This is a genomic window from Collinsella sp., from assembly GCF_052346665.1.
GTDB lineage: Bacteria > Actinomycetota > Coriobacteriia > Coriobacteriales > Coriobacteriaceae > Collinsella.
The window spans coordinates 23,205-43,662 of the sequence record NZ_DAWDUX010000003.1 but is presented as its reverse complement, the minus strand read 5'-3'; the positions used below and the strand labels follow the sequence as shown (position 1 = coordinate 43,662).

The window sequence follows — 20,458 nt, the reverse complement described above, 5'->3', positions numbered from 1 at the left end:
TCACTCGCCTTCTTTCCTTAATGGCGAATCGTCCGCAGATGTATCCGCCTCCGGCTCGTCCTCGCCATCGGGCTCCCCTTCTTCCGGCTGCTCCGACTGCACCCCCGGCACGACTAAGGTGACCATGCCACTCGACGTCGCCGCCAGTAACTCGCGCACCGCCGAGGGACGCACCGCGAGCGTCACCCATTGCACATCTCCACCGCCTAAAGCCAGGTTGCTTGAGTCGATCACCCGCGCGCTCGTCAACTTGTCTGCAAGCGCGTCGCCCAAGGTATAGACGTCAACCGTCTGACCCCGCGTGAGCATGCCTCCAACCGCATGCTCCGGATCGCTCGCGACCGAGACCGCGACCATCCCGCGCGGAATGTCCACCGCGCCCTCACGCTGCTCGAAATATGCCTCCGCAAGGGGCGCATGCGCGGGGATCTGCGCCGTCGCCGTTCGACCCAGCACGCTCGAAAGACCGGTTATCGCGCCTTCGGGCAATAAGGCGGAAACCCATTCCGTCACCACGACGTTGCCCTCGTCGATCTTCTCGCCAGGCTCGATCTCCCGGCTGGCCACGCAAACGCTCGTCAACTCGCCACCGTATTGCGCCAGCATCTCCTGCTCCGCACGCTCCGCATCACGGTGCGCAGCGGATATCGCCATAAAGCACACGAGTGCGGCCGCCAATCCGGCAAAAGCGCTGATTGCAAGCCTTCTGCTTCGATTCATCTACCGCTTCCCTCCATCGCATGCGTCCCGTGACTCGATTCTCGAGCCCCACGGAGCTCGCGGAGGCGGCAAAATGAGAAACTCCGCAGCGACCTGTTGAGGGCTCATACCACCAGCTGACACTCGTTGACAGACCTGTGCCAGACTCGGGCCAGACCCGTGCCCGAGCGCACGAAGGCCCACGGTCGACGCGCGTAGAAAACAGGGCCGCCCGTACATCGAGCGACCCTGCGATTGAGCTATATCGTTGTCTTTCGCTCACGCGCGAGAAAACCCCTGATTAGAGATGAATATCGGGGTCCAAGCTCTGCGCACTCACGCGCATCTCGGAGGCGAGTGCCAAAAACGCATCCACGCGCACGCGCTCGATCTCCCCATCTTCTACGCCCTGCAACACACCACATCCCGGCTCGTGCACATGAGAGCAGTCATTGAATCGACAGGTATGCGCAGCATCGATGACCTCGTGAAATGCTCGTGCGAGCCCTCGTTCATGCCCAACGAGCGGCAACGAGCGCAATCCCGGGCAATCGGCTATGACACCGCAAGGTTCAGGCAGCGCGACCATGATGCGCGCGACGGTGGTATGCCGCCCAGCATCATCACGTTCACGCACCTCGCTCGTCTCGAGCGCCTCGGCACCGAGCAGCGTGTTGAGCAGCGTCGATTTGCCTGCACCGGACTCGCCCAAGATCATGCCGACCGCGCCGTGGGGAATGCAAGACCGGACCTCATCGAGACCCACCCCCGTACGCGAGGAGGTCGCAATCACGGACACACCCTCGCCAACCAGCCGCCGAATATCCTCAACAACCGCTTGAACCTCGCCCGCCTCACACCGGTCGATTTTCGTGAGGATCACAACCGGCTCGGCACCGCAGTCGCGCGCGAGTACGAGTGAGCGGGCGATACGGTCACGCATAAGCGACAACGTATCGCGCTCGGCACCCAAAGGCTGCACGATAAAGATCACGTCGACGTTCGCTGCCAGCACCTGGCGCTCGCCGCGGTTCTTGCCGCGCCAGCGCTCAAATGCCGTACGTCGGGGCAGAACGCGCAGAATTACGCCCATGTCGTGGTTTGGCGAGACACGGACCGCCACGAAATCGCCCACGCTGGGCAGAACGCGCTCGGCAGCCTCATCTGCCCCCGCGGTCCTACCTGTGCCGCCCCGGCCGTGCTTACCACGCTTGCCGCGCTTTCCTTTGGCAAAATCAACGGCATGCTCGGCGCGCAGCAACGCGCCCGAAGCCGTCGCAATCATGGGAAAACCACGATCCAAGCGCACCACGGCACCCAGCTCAATCTCTGCGGCGGGCACATCCCCCGCTGCATCGAGCTCCGAGCGCGCCTGCTCAAACGCAGAGACCTGCGCGCTGGATGCACGCAGGTCTCCAAAGCTCGGAATATGTTCCAAAACGTCAGCCACGCTTACGCCTCGGTCCCTTCCCTTACGCCTTGTTTTTCTCGATGTTGCGCATAACGGCCTTGTAGACCTCCATGATCGGGATGATCAGGAAGGCGAGGCCAAGAGCAGCGAGCAGCGCCATCGGATCGAGGGTCATGAAGCCGAAGACCTCGGCGAGGAAGTCGACCTCGACCGGGATGACCGTCAGCACGAGGGCGAGAACGGCGGCACCCCACAGCCACTTGTTCTGTGTCTTCATGGCGAAGATGGAGGCGCGGCGGCTGCGCATGTTGAAGGAGTGGAAGATCTCGACCATCGAAAGAGTGATGAAGGCCATGGTCACGCCCTCGGCATCCGGCACGCCATCGAGCAGCATGCCCATGTCGATGGAGCCGTTGTGCAGGAACATGCCCGCGAAGAAGGAGGCGAGCACCAGCAGAGTGATGATGACGCCCTGGAAGGCGATGTCGAGGCCCATGCCATCGGCGAACACGCCATCGGAGGCCTTGCGTGGCTTGCGCTTCATGACATCACCCTCGGCCTCCTCCATGCCAAGCGCGAGCGCCGGCAGGGAGTCGGTGATGAGGTTGATCCACAGCAACTGGACCGGCTGGAAGATGGTGAAGCCGATGAGGGTCGCCACGAACACCGAGAGGACCTCGGCGATGTTGGCGGACAGCAGGAACTGGATGACCTTGCGGATGTTGTCGTAGATACGACGGCCTTCCTCCACCGCGTTGATGATGGTGGCGAAGTTGTCGTCGGCGAGAACCATGTCGGCGACGTTCTTGGTGACGTCGGTGCCGGTGATGCCCATGCCCACGCCGATGTCGGCGCGCTTGATGGACGGAGCGTCGTTCACGCCGTCGCCGGTCATGGCGACGATGTTGCCCAGGCTCTTCCAGGCATCGACGATGCGGGCCTTGTGCTCGGGCTGGACGCGGGCATACACGGAGATCTCGGTGACGCGGGTCTTGAATTCCTCGTCGGAGATCTTGTCGAGCTCAGCGCCGGTGATGGCCTGGGAAGCGTCCTCGACGATGCCGAGGTCCTTGGCGATGGCGACGGCGGTGTCGATGTGGTCACCGGTGATCATGACGGCGCGGATGCCGGCCTCCTTGGCCTCCGCGATGGCGGCGGTGACCTCGGGGCGGACGGGGTCGATCATGCCGGAGAGGCCGCAGAACACGAGGTCGTGCTCGAGGGCCTCAGGGGAGAAGTCAGAGGGCTTCTCGGTGTAGGTGCGGCTGGAGAGCGCCAGCACGCGCAGCGCCTGGTCGGCCATGGCCTTGTTCGCGGCGAGGATCTGCTCGCGGCGCTCATCGGTCATGGGGACGAGCTCGCCGTTGTCATACACATGGGTGCAACGGGAGAGGACGACGTCGGGGCCGCCCTTGGTGTACTGCTCGAAGGTGCCGTCGGCTTCCTCGACCACGACGGACATCATCTTGCGGCCGGAGTCGAACGGCGCCTCGCCCACGCGCGGGTGCTCGACGTCGAGCCCCTGCATGCCGGCCTTGGCAGCGTCGTTGACGAGAGCGCACTCGGTGGGCTCGCCAACCGCCTCGCCCTTCTCCTCATCCCACTTGGCGTCGGAGCACAACGCCATGCCGGCGAGGAACTTCTCCTCGGCGCAGGCGAGCTCGTGCTTGACAACGGTCATCTTGTTCTGGGTGAGGGTGCCGGTCTTGTCGGAGCAGATGATCTGGGTGCATCCGAGAGTCTCGACGGCGGTCATCTTGCGAATAATGGCCTGACGCTTGGACATCTTGGTGACACCCATGGACAGGACGATGGTGACGACAGCGACCAGGCCCTCGGGGATGGCGGCGACCGCCAGGGACACGGCGACCATGAAGGTGTCGAGCAGCATACCCGGGTTGGTGCCAAGCTCACCGAAGTGGCGGACGATGTCCACCGCGAAGATGATCACGCAGATGGCGAGCACGAGCTTGGTCAGGATGCCGGAGAGCTCGTTGAGCTTCATCTGGAGCGGGGTGAGCTCCTTCTTTGCCTGGGTGAGGGCCGTGGCGATCTTGCCCATCTCGGTGTTCATGCCGGTGCCCACCACGACGGCGCGGCCGCGGCCGTACACGACGGTGGAGCCCATATAGCACATGTTCTTGCGGTCGCCAAGCGGCACGTCGTCCATGCCCTCGCCGAGCTCGATGGTGTTGGCGTGCTTCTCGACCGGGACGGACTCGCCGGTGAGGGCGGCCTCCTCGATCTTCATGGAAGCGCTCTCGAGCACGCGGCAGTCGGCGGGGACGGAGTCGCCCGCCTCGAGCAGCACGACGTCGCCGGGGACGAGCTCGGAGCTTGCCATGTGAACCATCTTGCCGTCGCGGATGACTTTGGACTGCGCCGCGGACATCTCCTGCAGCGCCTCGAGCGCCTGCTCGGACTTGGCCTCCTGAACCACGCCGAGGACGGAGTTCAGGATGACGACGGACAGGATGATGGCGGCATCTGCCCACTCGGGCTCGCCCTGAATGAAGCCGGTGATGACGGAGATAGCCGCCGCAACGAGCAGCATGATGACCATCGGGTCCGCCATCTGCTCAAAGAAGCGCTTCCACAGCGGTGTTTTCTCTTCTTCGTCCAATTTGTTCGGACCCACGTTCGCCAGACGCGTCTGCGCCTCGGCGGCAGTCAGGCCCTGAGCGGCGCTCGTGGACTGCTCCTCGAGAACCTCCTCAGCCGAAGCCAAGTACTCTTTCAATCTGACCCCTCCCGGAGTATGCCAAGCGGGACACAGGCGCGCTGCGCCCCAATCCAACAGTCTGACACCCGATTATAATTCCCGGAACCTGGGCAAGGGCTTGTCATAGGGCAATATGGTACCCAAGCCATTCCCAGGTATACCTGAGAACCCCGCGATAGAAGGCAATGTCCACATCCTTCTACTATGGGGCGTTTATAAATCAAGGGCCATGTGGAATGAATCGGCATGCGGTCGTTTTACAACGATGTACGGCTTTTCTTTTTCTATAATGTGCCCATGTATCTGCTTACCCACGACGCCTATTAATGACATCAGATGGAGGTCTGAATGCAGCAGAAACTTAAACGCACCAAGATTGTTTGCACCATGGGTCCCGCCTGTGACAACGACGAGACTATTCGCGAGATGATCAAGGCGGGCATGAACGTCGCCCGTTTCAACTTCTCCCACGGTTCCTATGAGGAGCACCAGGGTCGCATCGAGCGCGTCCGTCGCTGCGCCGCCGAGGTTGGCAAGCCCGTCGGCATCCTGCTCGACACCAAGGGCCCCGAGGTCCGCACCGGTCTGCTCGAGGGCCACGCCAAGGTCGAGGTCCACGCCGGCGACAAGATCATCGTCACCGCGCAGCCCACGACCGAGGACTGGCTCGGCAACGCCTCCCACATTTCCCTCGACTACCTCAAGCTTCCTTCCGAGGCTGAGAAGGGCTCCATCATCCTGATCGACGACGGCCTGGTCGGCCTCGAGGTCGAGTCCGTCGACGGCCAGGACATGCACTGCGTCGTCCTGAACAACGGCCTGATCGGCGAGCGCAAGGGCGTCAACATCCCCAACGTCGACATCTCCCTGCCCGCCGTCACCGAGCGCGATCGCCAGGACATCCTGTTCGGCCTCACCCAGAACATCGATTACATTGCGGCGTCCTTCATCCGTAACGGCAAGGCCGTCGAGGAGATCCGCGAGCTCTGCCTTGCCAACGGCGGCGAGCACGTTACGATCTTCCCCAAGATCGAGTGCGCCCTGGGCGTCGAGAAGTTCGACGAGATCCTCGAGGCTTCCGACGGCATCATGGTCGCTCGTGGCGACCTGGGTATCGAGATCGCGCCCGAGCTCGTTCCCCACATCCAGAAGGAGATCATCGCCAAGTGCAACGCGGCTTACAAGCCCGTTATCACCGCCACGCAGATGCTCGACTCCATGCAGCACAACCCGCGCCCGACGCGTGCCGAGGTCACTGACGTTGCCAACGCCATCCTCGATGGCACCGACGCCGTGATGCTCTCCGGCGAGACCGCAGCCGGCCAGTACCCGGTCGAGGCCGTTGCCATGCAGGCACGTATCGCCATCGAGACCGAGAAGTACATGCCCGCTCACGCCGAGCTCGCCATGCCCGAGAACGCGTCCGGCACCCGTGTCGTCAACAACGTCGTGGGCATGTCCGCCGTCCAGATGGCGACCGCCGTGGGCGCCAAGTGCATCACGGTGCCCACCACCACCGGCCGCACCGCTCGCCTGATCTCCCACTTCCGTCCGAACATGCCCATCTGCGCGTTCTCCCGCCACGAGTGGGCCGTTCAGCAGATGATCATGTATTGGGGCGTCATCCCGCGCCAGGCCGAAATCACCCAGGGCACCGTCAACGGCACCATCGTGAAGGCTGTCGAGACGGCCAAGGAGCTCGGCTTCGTCGAGAAGGGCGATCTCACCGTCGCGACCGCCGGCGATGCCCGTCTCTCCGTCGAGCTCGAGGGCAAGGTCTCCTCGACCAACCTCGCCTACGTGGCTCAGGTTCGCTAAGGCTCGCGCTACACGCATCCTTTCAAGCGATATCATCGCTGCAGAGGGGCTCGCTGGTTTGTCCAGCGAGCCCCTTCTTTGTCACCGGCCTCGCCGCATCTCCGCCCCCGGCCACGCCGCGCCTCACGACTATCCCATCAAGCCCAGAGAAGCCGCACATCGAGCGATACCCCTAAAGCCGCTCGCGAATGAGGCTCGCGGCGGTGCGCTGGACCTCGTTGAAGGTCTGAGCGAAAAACTCGCTGGTGAGCAAGCGGTATTCCGGTTCACCAACCAAGCTGTTGGTCCGCACAATCTCATGAGCGATCGCCACTGTGTACAGCACCGAACACCCATCAATCGCATACTGCGGAAATGCCGCGGCCGCATCGAGCAGGCGCGGAGTTGCAACGGGGAAGGCGTCGATGCGCAACGACTTGCCAAACTGATCGAAGTCCCCCTGCTTCTTAATGCGGAAGTCACGGCTGGGCTTTTGCCCCAGCTCGTCAAGGAAATCGCTGACGCGTTGGTTCCAGATGGTGTCGGCAAGCAGATGCGTCCAGGTGCCCAACACCATGTCGAACTGGGAGCGGCGCGCATCCACAGCCTTGTCCGCCTCGCGGACGACCTCGAAGGCCTGTACCTGAAGCGAGGCGGTGAGGGCGGGATCGACCTTCAGCTCATAGTTCGGGGTGTGCGCGGGTGACACATGTGCCACCTCGCGCGCAAGCGAACCCGCCTCGATGACGGGGGCTTTCCTTGCCGCGGAGTCGGTGGGCTTTCCCGCCGCGTCGCTCGTGCGCCCCCTTGCCACGTCATCGTCGAGCGCAAGGACGATCGTGCGGCCATCGGAAGCACCGGGTGCAACACTGGCATCATCGACAGGCACGCCGGCGATGCCCAGTTCATGAGCCATAGGCGCCACGTAGGTATGCCAAAACTCCGCCTCGCGGGGTTTAGGGATATGCTCGGGAGCGGCGAAATGCGTCACACGATACGGGATGGGCTCGGCCACACTCGGCACCATGTAGCCCACGTAAATGTCGGGCACAAAGTTGCCAAACAGGAACGCGTTGCGGTCCCGCACGACGCCCGCGAAGGGGCCGCCATCCTCAAGCAGCCCCTCCGCATGCGCGATATGTATGTTCCAGCTTGGCATACCTCAATCTTCTCTCACGTCGTCGTGCGCTCCAACCGCAGCGAAAACCATCACAGGTTCGCTCGGAGGTGGGGCCGGCCCGCCCAGGCGGTAAAAGGTTCCCAGGTGCCCCAGATCCGAGCGAACGTAAAGGCGCGGTGTACTGAGGTACATAAGCCTTTAGGTTCGCCCGGAGGTGGGGTGTCTGGGAAAGCTTTAACTACGGACCTCGCCGCCAGTGGCCTTACACACCTTGGTCACGAGCTTGGAGTGAGCCTTCTCCACTTCCTCACTCGTGAGCGTGTGGTCGTCGGCGCGATAGGTGAGCGCGAACGCCATGGACTTCTTTCCCTCGCCCACGCGCTCGGCATCGCGGTACACGTCGAACAGGCGCACGCCCACCAGGAGTTTACCGCCGGCGGAGCGCAGACGGCGCTCCAGGTCCTCGCAGGTGACGGAGTCGTCGACCACGATGGCGAGGTCGTGCTCGACGCTCGGGAACTGCGAGAACTTGCGATAGGCCTCCTGGGCCCCGGAGAGCTTGAGCAGCGCCTCGAGGTTGAGCTCGAACGCGACCACAGGGATGTCGATGCCATAGACGTCGCGCGCGTCGGGGTGGATCTCGCCGACCCAGCCGAGCACGGTACCGCCGGAGAGAACCTCGGCACAGCGCCCAGGCTGCAGGAAGGCGTAGCCCTCGCCCTCGGCGGCGCGGAAGCGGACCTTGGGGATGCGCATCTGCTCCAGCAGTTCCTCGACGACGCCCTTGCCGTCGAAGAAGCGCAGCGGCATGGGTTTGCGAATCCACGTCACCTCGCCCATGGAGCCGGACATGACGCCCGCGACGGCCTCGCGCTCCTTAGGGGCGCTCGCGTTCTCGCGGCCGAAGAAGAGGGTGCCGATCTCATAGAGCTGCACGTTCGCCGTGCTGTGCTTGATGTTGAACTCGACGGACTGCAGTAGGCCGGGGATGAGCGAGCGGCGCATCTCGGTCTGCTCAGCGACGAGCGGGTTCATGAGCTCGACGGCGCAGCCGCGGCCCTCCTCCGTCATGCCGATGCGCTCGAGGTCGCCCGGCGCGGCGAAGGAGAAGTTCATGGTCTCGTTGAGGCCGCAGGAGCGCAGGATCCGGCCGACCTTACGGGTGAGGCGCTGCTCGCGGGTGAGGCCGCCAATGTGGTTCTTGGCGGCGGGGATGGTCGCCTCGACGCGCCCCATGCCCCACAGGCGCAAGACCTCCTCGATCAGGTCGATCTCGCGCGGGAGGTCGGGGCGGAAGGTGGGGGGCACGACGCTGTAGACGAGGCCGTCGCCCTCACCGGAGACGGACACCTTGCAGCCCAGACGGGTGAGGGAGCGCTCGATGAAGTCGGGGGCGATATCGGCGCCGCAGATGGCGTGCACGCGCGCGAGCCTGAGCTCGACAGGGGCGACCTCGCGCGGAGCCGGATAGACGTCGACACATCCGGGCGCGACCTCGCCGCCGGCGAGCTCCTCGATCAGGGAGCACGCCAGGTTCGCCACGTCGACGCATCCGGTCTCATCGACCTGGCGCTCGAAGCGGATGGAGGCGTCCGAAATGAGCGACAGGTCGCGACTCGTGTGGGAGGTGCGGCCCGCGTTGAAGCAAGCGCTCTCCACCAGGACGTCGACGGTGGCGTCGGTGACCTCAGAGTCCATGCCGCCCATGACGCCGGCGAGCGCCACCGGCGTGGCACCGCGCTCGCCCGTGGCGATAAGGCCCATGCCCGCCGAAAGCGTGCGCTCCACGTCGTCGAGGGTACGGAACCGCTCGCCCTCGCGCGCGGCGCGCACGGCCACGGCGCGCTTGCCGTCGCGCTCCTCGAAGGCGGAGAGGTCGAACGCGTGCAGGGGCTGGCCGGTGAGCATCATGACGTAGTTGGTGACGTCGACCACGTTGTTGTGGGTGCGGACGCCTGCCGCGTTTAGACGCTGGACGAGCCAGTCGGGCGAGGGGCCCACCTTGACGCCGCGCACCACGCGGGCGACGTAGCGGTCGCACAGGCCCTCGTCGATGAGCTCGACGGAGACGGTCTCAGCCGCGGACGCGCCGGCCTCGGCCTTGACCTGGGGAAGCTCCACGTGGAAATCGCGGTCGTAGATGGCGCCGACTTCGCGGGCGATGCCGATCATGGACAGGCAGTCGGGGCGGTTGGGCGTGATCTCGCAATCGAGGACCGTATCGGAGCTACCCAGATACTGGGCGAGCGGCATGCCCACGGGCGCATCCTCGGGAAGGATCCAGATGCCCTCGTGGTCGCCGGAGAGGCCGAGCTCGCGCTGCGAGCAGTTCATGCCGCAGGATACGACGCCGCGCAGCTTGCCCTTCTTGATGTGCACGTCGCCCGGCAGTTCCGCGCCGACCATGGCGGTCACGATGTGGTCGCCCTCGTTGAAGTTCTGCGCACCGCACACGATCTGCAGGGGCTCGGGGTTGCCGTCGGCGTCGACGTTGTTGGCGCCCACGTCGACCAGGGTGACCCACAGATGGTCGGAATCGGGGTGCGCCTCCTTGGAGACGACCTTCGCCGTGACGATCTTGTGATATGCCTCGCCCACCGTGTCGATGGACTCGACCTCGGTGCCGGTGCGGATGAACTCGCGGGCGAGCTCCGAGGGATCCTCCGGCAGCTCGACCATGCTGGACAGCCAGTCGTAAGAAACTTTCATCTCAAACCTCTTCTTAGAACTGATTCAGGAAGCGCATGTCACCGGTGACAAGCGTGCGCAGGTCGGGCAGGTCGTAGCGGAGCGCCGCGATGCGTTCGACGCCGGCGCCGAACGCGAAGCCGGAGTAGACGTCCGGGTCGATGCCGCAGTTGCGTAGGACGTTGGGGTCGACCATGCCGCAACCGAGGATCTCGATCCATCCAGAGTGCTTGCAGAAGGGGCAGCCCTCGCCACCGCACACGCCGCAGCTTACGTCGACCTCGCAGGAGGGCTCGGTGAACGGGAAGAAGTGCGGGCGGTAACGCGTGGCGCGGTCCTCGCCGAACATGCACTTGACGAAATAGTCGAGCGTGCCCTTAAGGTCGCCGAAGGTAATGCCGCGATCGACCACGAGGCCCTCAATCTGGTGGAACTGGGGCAGGTGGCAGGCGTCGGCCGTATCCGGACGGTACACGCGGCCCGGGGCGATCATGTAAATGGGAGGCTCCTGCGTCTCCATGGTGTGGATCTGCACGCCGGAAGTCTGGGTGCGCAGCAGCACGTCGGACTCGCCGTGAGCGTGCTCCTCGGGGTGCGCCGCGGTGCCGGGGGCGTTGTCCTTTACGTAGAAGGTGTCGCGCGCAGAGCGGCTCGGGTGATCGAGCGGCGCGTTGAGGGCGGTGAAGTTGTACCAGCTGGACTCGACCTGCGGGCCGGTCTCGACGGTGTAGCCGATGCCACAGAACACGTCCTCAACTTCCTCGATGATCTGGTTGATGAGGTGCGCGTGACCGATCTGCGGACGGGCGCCGGGCAACGTGATGTCCACGGCCTCGGTCGCCATGAGCTCGGTGATGGCGGCGCGCTTGAGCTGCTTCATGCGGCCCTCAAGCAGCGTCTCGGCCATGCGGCGCATCTCGTTGGCGCGCTTGCCGAGCACCGGGCGCTCCTCGGGCTCGATCTTGCCCATCATGCGCATGAGGCCCGTGATCTCGCCTTTGCGGCCCATGAGCGCCACGCGCGCGGCCTCGAGTTTCTCCGCCGTCTCGGCGCTCTCGATCATCTCGCGGGCCCGCTGCTCGAGCTCCTCAAGTTCGTCGATCAGACTCATCTGTCCCCTCTCCTTCCGATCGTCGCCGCAGCGCGGCGCCGATGTGTTCCATAGAAAAATCCGCCCTCGGGATCGTGCGACCGCTCGCACTCCCAAGGACGGATCTGATTTCCGCGGTACCACCTTGATTGGCCGCCGGCTGTCCACCCGGCGAACCCTCTTTTGCCCGATGTCGCGCGGGCGCGCGGCTTCCCTACTCAGCGCGCAATTGGGGTCGGGTGCAGATCGCACGTCGCCCCGGTGCCATCGCGGCGCGGGAAGCCCCTCGCCGGAAGGCGGCCGTTCAGGTCGCAGCTCGGGAGTGAACTCAGGTCTCGTCGCCGCGGGTGGGCTTGCAGCCGGTGACCCTCCCTCTCTGTGCGGCGAGGCGGTGAGGCCCGACCTCTCCGTCAACGCAGTGGCCAAGATAATAGCACAACGGCAAATGCAGCCGCACTATAGATGTGATGCGCTCCCGGGCTATTTATCACAGCCGTTCAACCCGGTCGATGCCTTGCGCTCTATCGCTAAACATTCTGCCATTCCCAGCCAGCAGCGTGGCGACAAGTCCAGCCAACAATCCAGCAATATCGAGCGTTTTTGCAGTCCAGAATGCTGGAAAGGTCACATTTTCAAGGTACCAGATAAAATCTGACAGGAAAGAATTCGCATCATGAGAGCCCCATCCCCACATCGTCTGCAAGTCGTAAAACGTTAGAAGGGCAAAGCTCATCACCAATGTGGTACAAGGGTATCGTACATACTTGCCCCCCCATAGCCCCGCAAAAAAGAGCGCAAGGGACGTGGCTATTAACAGCCAGTCTACTTTTGTTGGATACTCTAATCCTTTGTATGAAAAGCCAGGCAATCCGTAAAACTGCTCAGTAACTCGAAGGTAGTAGCTAGAAGCCAAAAGTACCGTGGCGGCAACCGCCAGCAATCCCGCTAATACTTTTCGCCTACCTCCGAACATAGCCGTAGTTCGACTTTCCATCATGGGTCTCCCAGCCATTGATCTTATCGCTCACATCAGCATGATAATCTTGAGTGTGCTGAGCGACATGATAGTCCCTATAGCCACCTGGACCTGTACCGTTCCCCGGAACCATTACATAGCCAACATGATCCCAGTCCCCATCTTTTCCGAAATCCAATGCGATGAAGTCCCCTTCTTGAATCGTGAAAGAAAAGTCGAGGTGGTCTGAGCCGCAATTTTTGACCCCAAAATACTTCATGAATTCATCAGCAAGCGTCCAGGTCCTTGCTTGTAGATGCTGACCCCAATCATTTCTATGCCACCAACCGACATGGACGCTGTTGTAATCGCCGCCGGAAACCTGAGGTTCTCCCCCGCTTTCAAGAATCTGAGATGCAAAGTTGGTGCAATCCGAGTCAAAACTTGGATACTTCGGATTGCGCTTCGTCGAGTAGGTGAGCGCGTACTCGAAAGCTGCATTAGAATCGAAACTCCGAACCGCAGTCGAGTGTCTGGCAGATGCAATTTCAGTCCACCCGGAAAGCTCTTCAAATGATGCGCTAGGCAACGTTAGCATCAACTCACGTGCTTCTTCGCCTGGATCGGCAGACTCAAGCCTAGTGATTGCTTCGATATTTCTCTCATCATTTTCAAAAATATCAAAAAACAATCGCAGCTCAGAAACGCGCTCATCAGATTCGCAATACCAAGCCGGCCTGTCAGGAGAATCGAGGAGCGCCATAGAGAGCTCCGCATAGCGTGCCCAATTATTGCCATCGATTGGGTCCAACGCATACGCTTTCATCACCGCCTGGAGAGCTTCGTTCCTCCTTATCGAAGACAAAGCCTCTGATGGGAAGTCAAAGGTAGGATACAAAGGAACGAATGCCCCATCTATCCCAGCTTCAATTTTCGAAGAAACGGTTCCGAATTCCCGCGGTAAATCGATCTGCGCATTCGCGACCGGCTTCTCAATTGCTTGAAATTCAACTGTTTCTTGCGCACCAATAGGACACGGATTAAAGACAGAAGACGATAGAAATAAAACGAACAGAACGAACGCTGACACAATCATTTTCATAATGAACTCCTTAGCATTGGTGTGCGACCAATTGCTTATGCTTCACAAAGGCCCAGAAGCTTGCTCACCCCATCCCTATCTCTATCTCATCTGATTCAATGCTCTACTTTTCCCGACAGCCTAATATCCTCTCGTTGTCCCCTATCTGGGACAATTACATTAGACATTAATATTTATATATTATGATAACACTTCACAACTGAATATATTGCACCAGCCCTACTAAATTGAAAGACAGGCGAGATGAAATGGGGAGGGTCAGTGCCGCCCGTCACTACGTTCGGAAGACAAACGGGTACACTCAAAGGAAGCAACCGTACTTAACCTATCTCAAGGAGGCCCCATGGCAACTGCAGAAGAACTGACCGGCCGCCTTCGCGCGCTCGAGTCCAAGCTCTGGACCCGCGAGTACCTCATGAAGATCGCCGAGTTCGACGGCGCAACCATCGCGCCCGAGAACGGAGCGGCCGCACGCGGCGACGCGATGGGCGCGCTCGCCGGCGAGCATCACGAGCTCCTTACCAGTGAGGACGCCCGCGCGCTCATCGCCGAGCTCGAGACCGCCGTGGCCGCCGGCGAGCTCACCGATCCGCAGGTCGTCGCCGAGGTGCGCGCACTCGCCCGCGACCAGCGCGAGGCCGTCGCCCTGCCCACCGAGGAGGTCGAAGCCTGGAGCCGCCTCACCTGCGAGGCCGACGCCGTCTGGCACAAGGCGAAGGGTGCCAACGACTGGGCGAGCTTTGAGCCCTACGTGGACCGCATCGTCGAGACCCTCAAGCGCCACGCCGGCTACATGGACCCCACGCGCGACCCCTACGACGTGTGGCTCGACCAGTACGAACGCGGCATGGACGCTGCCGCCTACGACCGATTCTTCGAGGCCGTGCGCCAAACCGTCGTACCGCTCGTACATGCCATCGGTGAACGCGGCGAGCAGCCCAACGCGCCGTTCCTCACCGCACACGTCCCCGACGCCGTCCAGCGCGCGATGTCCTTCGACCTCATGAAGCTCGTGGGCCTCGATCTCGCGGACACCTGCCTCGCCTTCACCGAACACCCCTTCTCTGAGGGCTTCGCCGTGGGCGACGCGCGCGTTGCCACCCACATCTACGAGGACAACCTGCTCTCCAACGTGTACTCCGTCATCCACGAAGCGGGGCACGCGTCCTATGAGCTGGGCGTCAACCCCGCGTACGCGCGCACGTGCCTGGAGGGCGGCACCTCGCTTGGCATTCACGAGAGCCAGAGCCGCTTCTTCGAGAACACTGCGGGCCGCAGCCGTGCGTTTATGACGCCGCTGCTCGCCCTGTTGCGCAAGCATGTACCCGAGGTCTATGGCAGCGTGAGCGAGGATGAGCTGTACCGTGCGGTCAACATCGCCACACCGTCGCTCATCCGCACCGAAGCCGACGAGCTCACGTACCCGCTCCACATCATGATCCGCTACGACATCGAGCGTATGCTGTTCGCGGGCGAGGCGACCGCCAAGGACGTGCCGGCGCTGTGGGCCAAGCTCACCAAGCAGTACCTGGGCCTCGATGTCCCGAATGACACCCTTGGCGCGCTGCAGGACACTCATTGGAGCGGCGGCAGCTTTGGCTACTTCCCAACCTATGCCCTGGGCTCGGCATACGACGCCCAGTACGTGCCCGCCATGGAGCGCGCGGGCGTTGACCTGGAAGGCGCCTGCGCGGCCGGGGACCTCGCCCCCGTGCGCGCGTGGCTGCGCGAAAACATCTGGCAGTGGGGTCGCGGCAAGGACGCGGGCGAGCTGGTCGAGGATGCGTGCGGCGCGCCGTTCAACGCCGCCTTCTACTGCGACTACCTGGCAAAGAAGTTCGGCGAGCTCTGCCGGCTGTAGCACCCGTGCGAGCCCACAACCTCAACGGTCTGCGTTGGGCATAGCGACTCACATGAGCCCTCATACCGATTAATGACCGTGCCACGCCTTTCCAGTAGGAACCGTGAGCACCAAAGGAGGCGCCGCTCGGTCTTTTAGTGACCGAGCGGCGCCTCCGTGCGCCCCCATCAGACGAAAATACGCAAATGCGGGGATAATAATCGGTCCCTTGAAGTAGCCACACAATGCGCGCTCAATCTACCTGCTGGTTTTCTGCGGGCATAACGCCAGCTACTCGGCCCTCCCTTTTTTATCCCCGCATTTGCGTATTTTGCTGGCGCAAGAGGCATCCACGCATCAGAAAACACCCACGAACCCAGTATCAGCATGAGAGAGAACGCTGCCGCGCAGCGCGGCCAGGGCTACACCGTTAAGAACACCATCACGATGATGAGGGCAAAACCAACCAGATCCGTGGGCGCGAACACGGTGCCCAAAACAAGCGCGCTCGTGACCGTGGCGGACACCGGCTCAATCGTACCGATGAGGCTCGCCCGCACGCTTCCAATATCCTTAACGCCCTGCATATACAGGTTGTACGCCAGGAAAGATCCAACCACGATAAGCACGGCAAGCGCGAGCCAGCCCTCCGGATCGAACGCCGGAATACTCTGCCACGGCTGCACAAACGCCGAGAGCACAATCCCCGATGCGAACATCGCGGTGCCTGTGACAATGGATGAGCCATAGACCGGCAGAATCTTCGCAGGCACAATCGACATGCAGGCGGCGCCCACCGCCGAGATCAAGCCCACGGCCAGCCCCTCGGGCGGAATCACGAGCGTGCTGGGGTCGCCACCCGTGGCGATGAGGAACGCGCCCGCAAATGCCAAGACCACGCCCGCGAGCTCGCGGCGGCGTGGGAGCCGGCGCGTGACAATGCAGGTATATACCATGATGAGCACGAGCTGAAGGCACTGCATGACGGTCGCAGTGCCGGCGTTGGTCAAGCGAACCGCAAGCAGATAGGAAAACGAGTTGCCAAACACACCGAACAGGGTGAACACTGCCATGACCGCCAGGTGGCGCGGGTTCTTGAGCAGCTGCACAAAGCGAACGCGGTCGAACAGCAGAATGACGACCATGAACATAGCACCAGCGAGAAGCTGGCGTATGCTGAGCAGCCAAATGGTGTCGATCTGGTAGTGCGCGAACAGGTAGCTTGCAGACGTGCCGGAAAAGCCCCAAAAGATACCGCCGAACAGCGTGGCGAGCACCCCAACGAGCAGACGGCGTGAATCCCGGTCGTTCAGACGCTCGCGCATCGAGCGCCGTGCCGCGCGTGAGGCAGCATCCGCATCGGCCCCCGGCTTGATGGACGATGCCAGACCCATGCGCTCACGCTTCTCGAAAGCAGCAACCTCAGCAGCCTTGCCTGCGTCTTCGATGTCGTCGCCGCAGCCGCGCGATTCCATCTTTCCATTCGTCATGCATCCCCCATCTCGTCGTCTTGCGGGACAACGATACCTCAAGCCAAGCGCGCCCATTGAGCAAACCATCGCCTCTAGCGAAAGATATGGACCCTTTGCCTGAGATAACGAGAGCCGAATTGCTCGGAGACGCCCATCTCTAGGGGGCAGTGCCCGCCGGAAGCGCATGCTGCATAGGAGACGCGTGCCGCAGCGGAGGCGTGTTCTGTATACCTAGCAGCATTTGAAAGAGTCGATGTGGGCACGAGGTGAGCATGTTCCGTGGCAGGGACGGATCGCAAGCGCGGAGCGCCAGACCGCCGAGCGGGTATACTGGGCGAAGCGACCAACGTAGCAAACACTCTCCATAAAGGAGCTTCACATGAACCAGCCGGTCTCCACCTGCAAACAAACCTCCCCCTGCGATGAAGCCCCCACGCGCCCGCGTGCCTCTGTCCGCGACCGCGCCTCCCAGCTGCTCACACCCGGCGCAACCGTGTCCGGCTTCACCGTCACCACGGCCAAACCCCTCGCCGAATTCGACGCCAACGCCTACGTGCTGCACCACGAGGCATCCGGCGCCCGTCTGCTCTACCTCGCCTGCGAAGACGAGAACAAGGCGTTCGCCATCGGCTTCAAGACCCCGCCCACCGACGACACCGGCGTGTTCCACATTCTCGAGCACTCGGTCCTGTGCGGGTCGGCCAAATTCCCCGTCAAGGAGCCCTTCGTGGACCTCATCAAGAGCTCCATGCAGACGTTCCTCAACGCCATGACGTACCCGGACAAGACGGTCTACCCCGTGGCAACGACCAATGAGCAGGATCTGCTGAACCTCATGGACGTCTACATGGACGCCGTGCTCAACCCCGCGATCTACACTAAACGCGCCATCTTCGAGCAGGAGGGTTGGCACTACGAGCTCGACGTCCCCGAAGGCGCTCCGCTCGAGCAAGGCACCCTGCGCTACAACGGCGTGGTGTTCAACGAGATGAAAGGCGCACTGTCCGACCCGATGAGCGTCCTCGACGACGCCGTCAACCGGGCGCTGTTCCCCACCACGGCGTATGCCTGCGAGTCGGGCGGCGACCCGCGCGCCATCCCGCAGCTCACCTACGAGCACTTCCTCGACACGCATGCGCGCCATTACAACCTGGCGAACAGCTACATCGTGCTGTACGGCGACATGGCGGTCGAACGCGAGCTCGCGTTTTTGGACGAGCGCTACCTGGGCGACGAGCCGCGCATCCGCGATGAGCGCGCCCGCGCCCGGGCGCTGGCAGAAGCGCGCAAGGCGTCTGACGCAGCTGAGCCCACCGGGGTCGTTGGGGCCGACGGGACCGCAACCGCCGCGTGCGCACCCGTCACCATCGGGGAGCCCAACCCCCTCACGCGGCAAGAGCCCGTCACCTGCGATTACGAGCGCGTCGACATGCCCACCACTCCCGAGAACGCACTGGTGGGTATGGCGTACGTGCTCGGCGACGTCGCCGACCGCAAGCGCCTCATAGCCGCGGACATCATGTTCGACGCCCTGCTCGGAACCAACGAAGCCCCCGTCAAGAAGGCGATCCTCGCTGCGGGCTTGGGCGGCAACGTGGTGAGCTACACCTCGGGCGACCAGCTGCAGCCCCACACACTCATCATCCTGCAGAACGCCAAGCCGGGTGTCGCGCGCGAGTTCCGCCGCGTGATCGAGGACGCCTGCCGCGACCTGGTGGAAAACGGCATCCCGCGCGATCGCCTCGCCGCCGTCCTCGCCAGTGAGGAATTCGACCTGCGCCAGCGCGACTTTGGCATCGCTGACGGCGTCGCCATCGCGTGCGACGCGCTCGGCACGTGGCTCTATGAAGACACCGACGCCGCAGCCACACGGGCGCTCGAGTACGGCAAGGTCTACGCCGAGCTCAAGCAGGCACTGAGCACCACGTACTTCGAGGACCTGCTGCGCGAGATCGTGCTCGAAAGCGGCCACCATGCGCTGGTGGAGCTCGTCCCCGTCGCCGATGACGCGCGCGCCGCGCGCGAGGAGGCAGACGAACTCGCCGCGGCAAAGGCAGCCCTCGACGAGGCGGGGCTCCAGCGCATCGTGGAGGACGTTGCCGAGCTGCGCGAGCGCCAGGAGGCCGAGGACGCGCCCGAGGCCAAGGCGACGCTGCCGCGCCTGCGCGTGAGCGACATCGGGCCCGCGCGCCCCGAGCCCCAGCTCGTCCTGAACAAGCAGACCCCCATCCCCTGCCTGCGCCACGACCTGCCCACGCATCAGCTCGCGTACGCCCTCACCTACTTCGACCTGTCGCACCTCGCATTCTCCGAACTCCCCTACGTCACGGTCCTCGCCCGTCTCATGCAGCAGCTCGCGACCGAGCGCATGAGCGCAGGCGAGCTCGACAGCTACATCGGCGCGAACCTCGGCTTCCTCTCCTTCACCACCGAGGTCGCCACACAGCCCAACTGGAAGCTCGCGCGCCCGCGCCTGCTGGTCTCCGCGGGAGCCCTGTCCGAGAAGATGGACGCCCTGGCGAGCATCCCGCGCGAGGTCTGGGCGACCACGATCTTCGAGGACACCGACCGCATGCGCGACGTGCTCACGCAGATGCGCATCGGCATGGAGCAGGGCTTCCTCATGAACGGACACAGCGCCGCGCTCGCGCGCGCCATGTCCTACGTCTCGCCGGCTGCCGTGCTCACGCAGCAGCTTTCCGGCATCGACTTCTACCGCTTCCTACGCGACCTGCTCGAACATTTCGACGAGCGCAAAGACGCGCTGTGCGACACCCTACGCGACCTGCGCGAGCGCATCTTCACGTCGACCGGCGGCATCGCAAGTTTCACCGGCTCCGATGAGGACTTCCGGCGCTATTGGGCGGCCGCGGGTGACCTGGGCCTCGCCCCCCGCACCGCGCCCGCCAAGGAACTCTACGTGCCGTGGCCCGAGGACAAGCATGAGGCGTTCATCATCCCCAGCGATGTGAGCTACCTCGCGCGCGCCTGCGACCCACGCGTGCTGGGCATCGAGACCGACGGCGTATGGAGCGTCGCCTCCAACGCCCTATCCTACGATTACCTATGGAACGAGATCCGCGTGAAGGGCGGTGCCTACGGCTGCGGTTTCCGCTCGCCGAGCCCGCGCCACGCGAGCTTCTACACGTACCGCGACCCCGCCATCGACCCGTCGCTCGCGCGCATCGCGGCCTCCGGCGACTGGCTCACGTCGTTTGCGCCCGACACTCAGACCTTCGAGGGCTTCATCGTGAGCTGTGTTTCGGGTGTTGACGCGCCGATCAAGCCCTACGCGCTTACCAAGCGTCGCAACGCCGAATACTTCTGCAAGACGCCGCCCGAGCAGCGCGGCGAGCGTCGGCGCCAGATGCTCGAGGCGACCCCCGAGGCGCTTCGGGCGTTGAGCGACGACGTCAAGCGCATCGCGAACGATGCCCCCGCCTGCGTATTTGCCGGGCGCGATGTGATCGAGGCGAGCAATGCGAACTGGAACGTCGTTGATCTGCTGAGCGACACATGCGACACATGCGGGGAGGAGGCGTAAAGCAGCCCCCTCTCCCGC

The 20,458-nt window shown here is 63.2% G+C and carries 12 protein-coding genes; 3 read left to right on the top strand and 9 right to left on the bottom strand.

Features of this window, described 5'->3' with window-relative positions; genetic code table 11:
- The 3 genes from cpaB to ACT8II_RS01070 form a co-directional block, all read right to left on the bottom strand.
- Complete coding sequence (cpaB, locus tag ACT8II_RS01080; protein WP_317440091.1) at window positions 1–720, bottom strand: Flp pilus assembly protein CpaB; 720 nt, start codon at window positions 718–720, stop codon at window positions 1–3.
- 280 nt (window positions 721–1,000) lie between these two features.
- Window positions 1,001–2,149, bottom strand: coding sequence for a ribosome small subunit-dependent GTPase A (rsgA, locus tag ACT8II_RS01075; protein WP_443812819.1), 1,149 nt, complete (start codon window positions 2,147–2,149; stop codon window positions 1,001–1,003).
- A 22-nt stretch (window positions 2,150–2,171) separates the two neighbouring features.
- Entirely contained in the window at window positions 2,172–4,850 is a 2,679-nt protein-coding gene (locus ACT8II_RS01070; RefSeq protein WP_118652964.1) for a cation-translocating P-type ATPase, read from the bottom strand.
- Between the two features lie 330 nt (window positions 4,851–5,180).
- On the opposite strand from ACT8II_RS01070, the gene pyk reads away from it, so the two are divergent.
- The gene (pyk, locus tag ACT8II_RS01065; RefSeq protein ID WP_294123026.1) at window positions 5,181–6,650 is read left to right on the top strand and encodes a pyruvate kinase; all 1,470 of its coding nucleotides are present in this window, start codon (window positions 5,181–5,183) and stop codon (window positions 6,648–6,650) included.
- 172 nt (window positions 6,651–6,822) lie between these two features.
- Here pyk and ACT8II_RS01060 read toward each other — a convergent pair whose 3' ends face one another.
- The 5 genes from ACT8II_RS01060 to ACT8II_RS01040 form a co-directional block, all read right to left on the bottom strand.
- Window positions 6,823–7,788, bottom strand: coding sequence for a hypothetical protein (locus ACT8II_RS01060; protein WP_443812818.1), 966 nt, complete (start codon window positions 7,786–7,788; stop codon window positions 6,823–6,825).
- A gap of 195 nt (window positions 7,789–7,983) precedes the next feature.
- Window positions 7,984–10,458 carry a phenylalanine--tRNA ligase subunit beta gene (gene pheT, locus ACT8II_RS01055; protein WP_443812817.1) on the bottom strand — a complete coding sequence of 825 codons (2,475 nt, stop codon included), beginning with the start codon at window positions 10,456–10,458 and terminating at the stop codon, window positions 7,984–7,986.
- 13 nt (window positions 10,459–10,471) lie between these two features.
- Window positions 10,472–11,548: a phenylalanine--tRNA ligase subunit alpha gene (pheS, locus tag ACT8II_RS01050; protein WP_294123018.1), complete on the bottom strand. Its 1,077-nt coding sequence runs from the start codon at window positions 11,546–11,548 to the stop codon at window positions 10,472–10,474.
- Between the two features lie 466 nt (window positions 11,549–12,014).
- Window positions 12,015–12,524 carry a hypothetical protein gene (locus ACT8II_RS01045; protein ID WP_304291215.1) on the bottom strand — a complete coding sequence of 170 codons (510 nt, stop codon included), beginning with the start codon at window positions 12,522–12,524 and terminating at the stop codon, window positions 12,015–12,017.
- On the bottom strand, window positions 12,487–13,584 hold the full coding sequence (locus ACT8II_RS01040) for an amidase domain-containing protein (protein ID WP_443812816.1): 1,098 nt from the start codon (window positions 13,582–13,584) through the stop codon (window positions 12,487–12,489). Before ACT8II_RS01040 ends, ACT8II_RS01045 begins: the two co-directional genes overlap by 38 nt.
- 343 nt (window positions 13,585–13,927) lie before the next feature.
- Here ACT8II_RS01040 and ACT8II_RS01035 point away from each other — a divergent pair, with 343 nt between their 5' ends.
- Complete coding sequence (locus ACT8II_RS01035; RefSeq protein ID WP_443812815.1) at window positions 13,928–15,445, top strand: carboxypeptidase M32; 1,518 nt, start codon at window positions 13,928–13,930, stop codon at window positions 15,443–15,445.
- Window positions 15,446–15,846: 401 nt separating this feature from the next.
- On the opposite strand, the gene ACT8II_RS01030 is transcribed toward ACT8II_RS01035, so the two are convergent.
- A complete protein-coding gene (locus ACT8II_RS01030; protein ID WP_233546056.1) occupies window positions 15,847–16,914 on the bottom strand; it encodes a DMT family transporter in 1,068 nt (355 codons plus the stop codon).
- 361 nt (window positions 16,915–17,275) lie between these two features.
- On the opposite strand from ACT8II_RS01030, the gene ACT8II_RS01025 reads away from it, so the two are divergent.
- Entirely contained in the window at window positions 17,276–20,440 is a 3,165-nt protein-coding gene (locus ACT8II_RS01025; protein WP_443812814.1) for an insulinase family protein, read from the top strand.
- Window positions 20,441–20,458 lie beyond the last annotated feature (18 nt).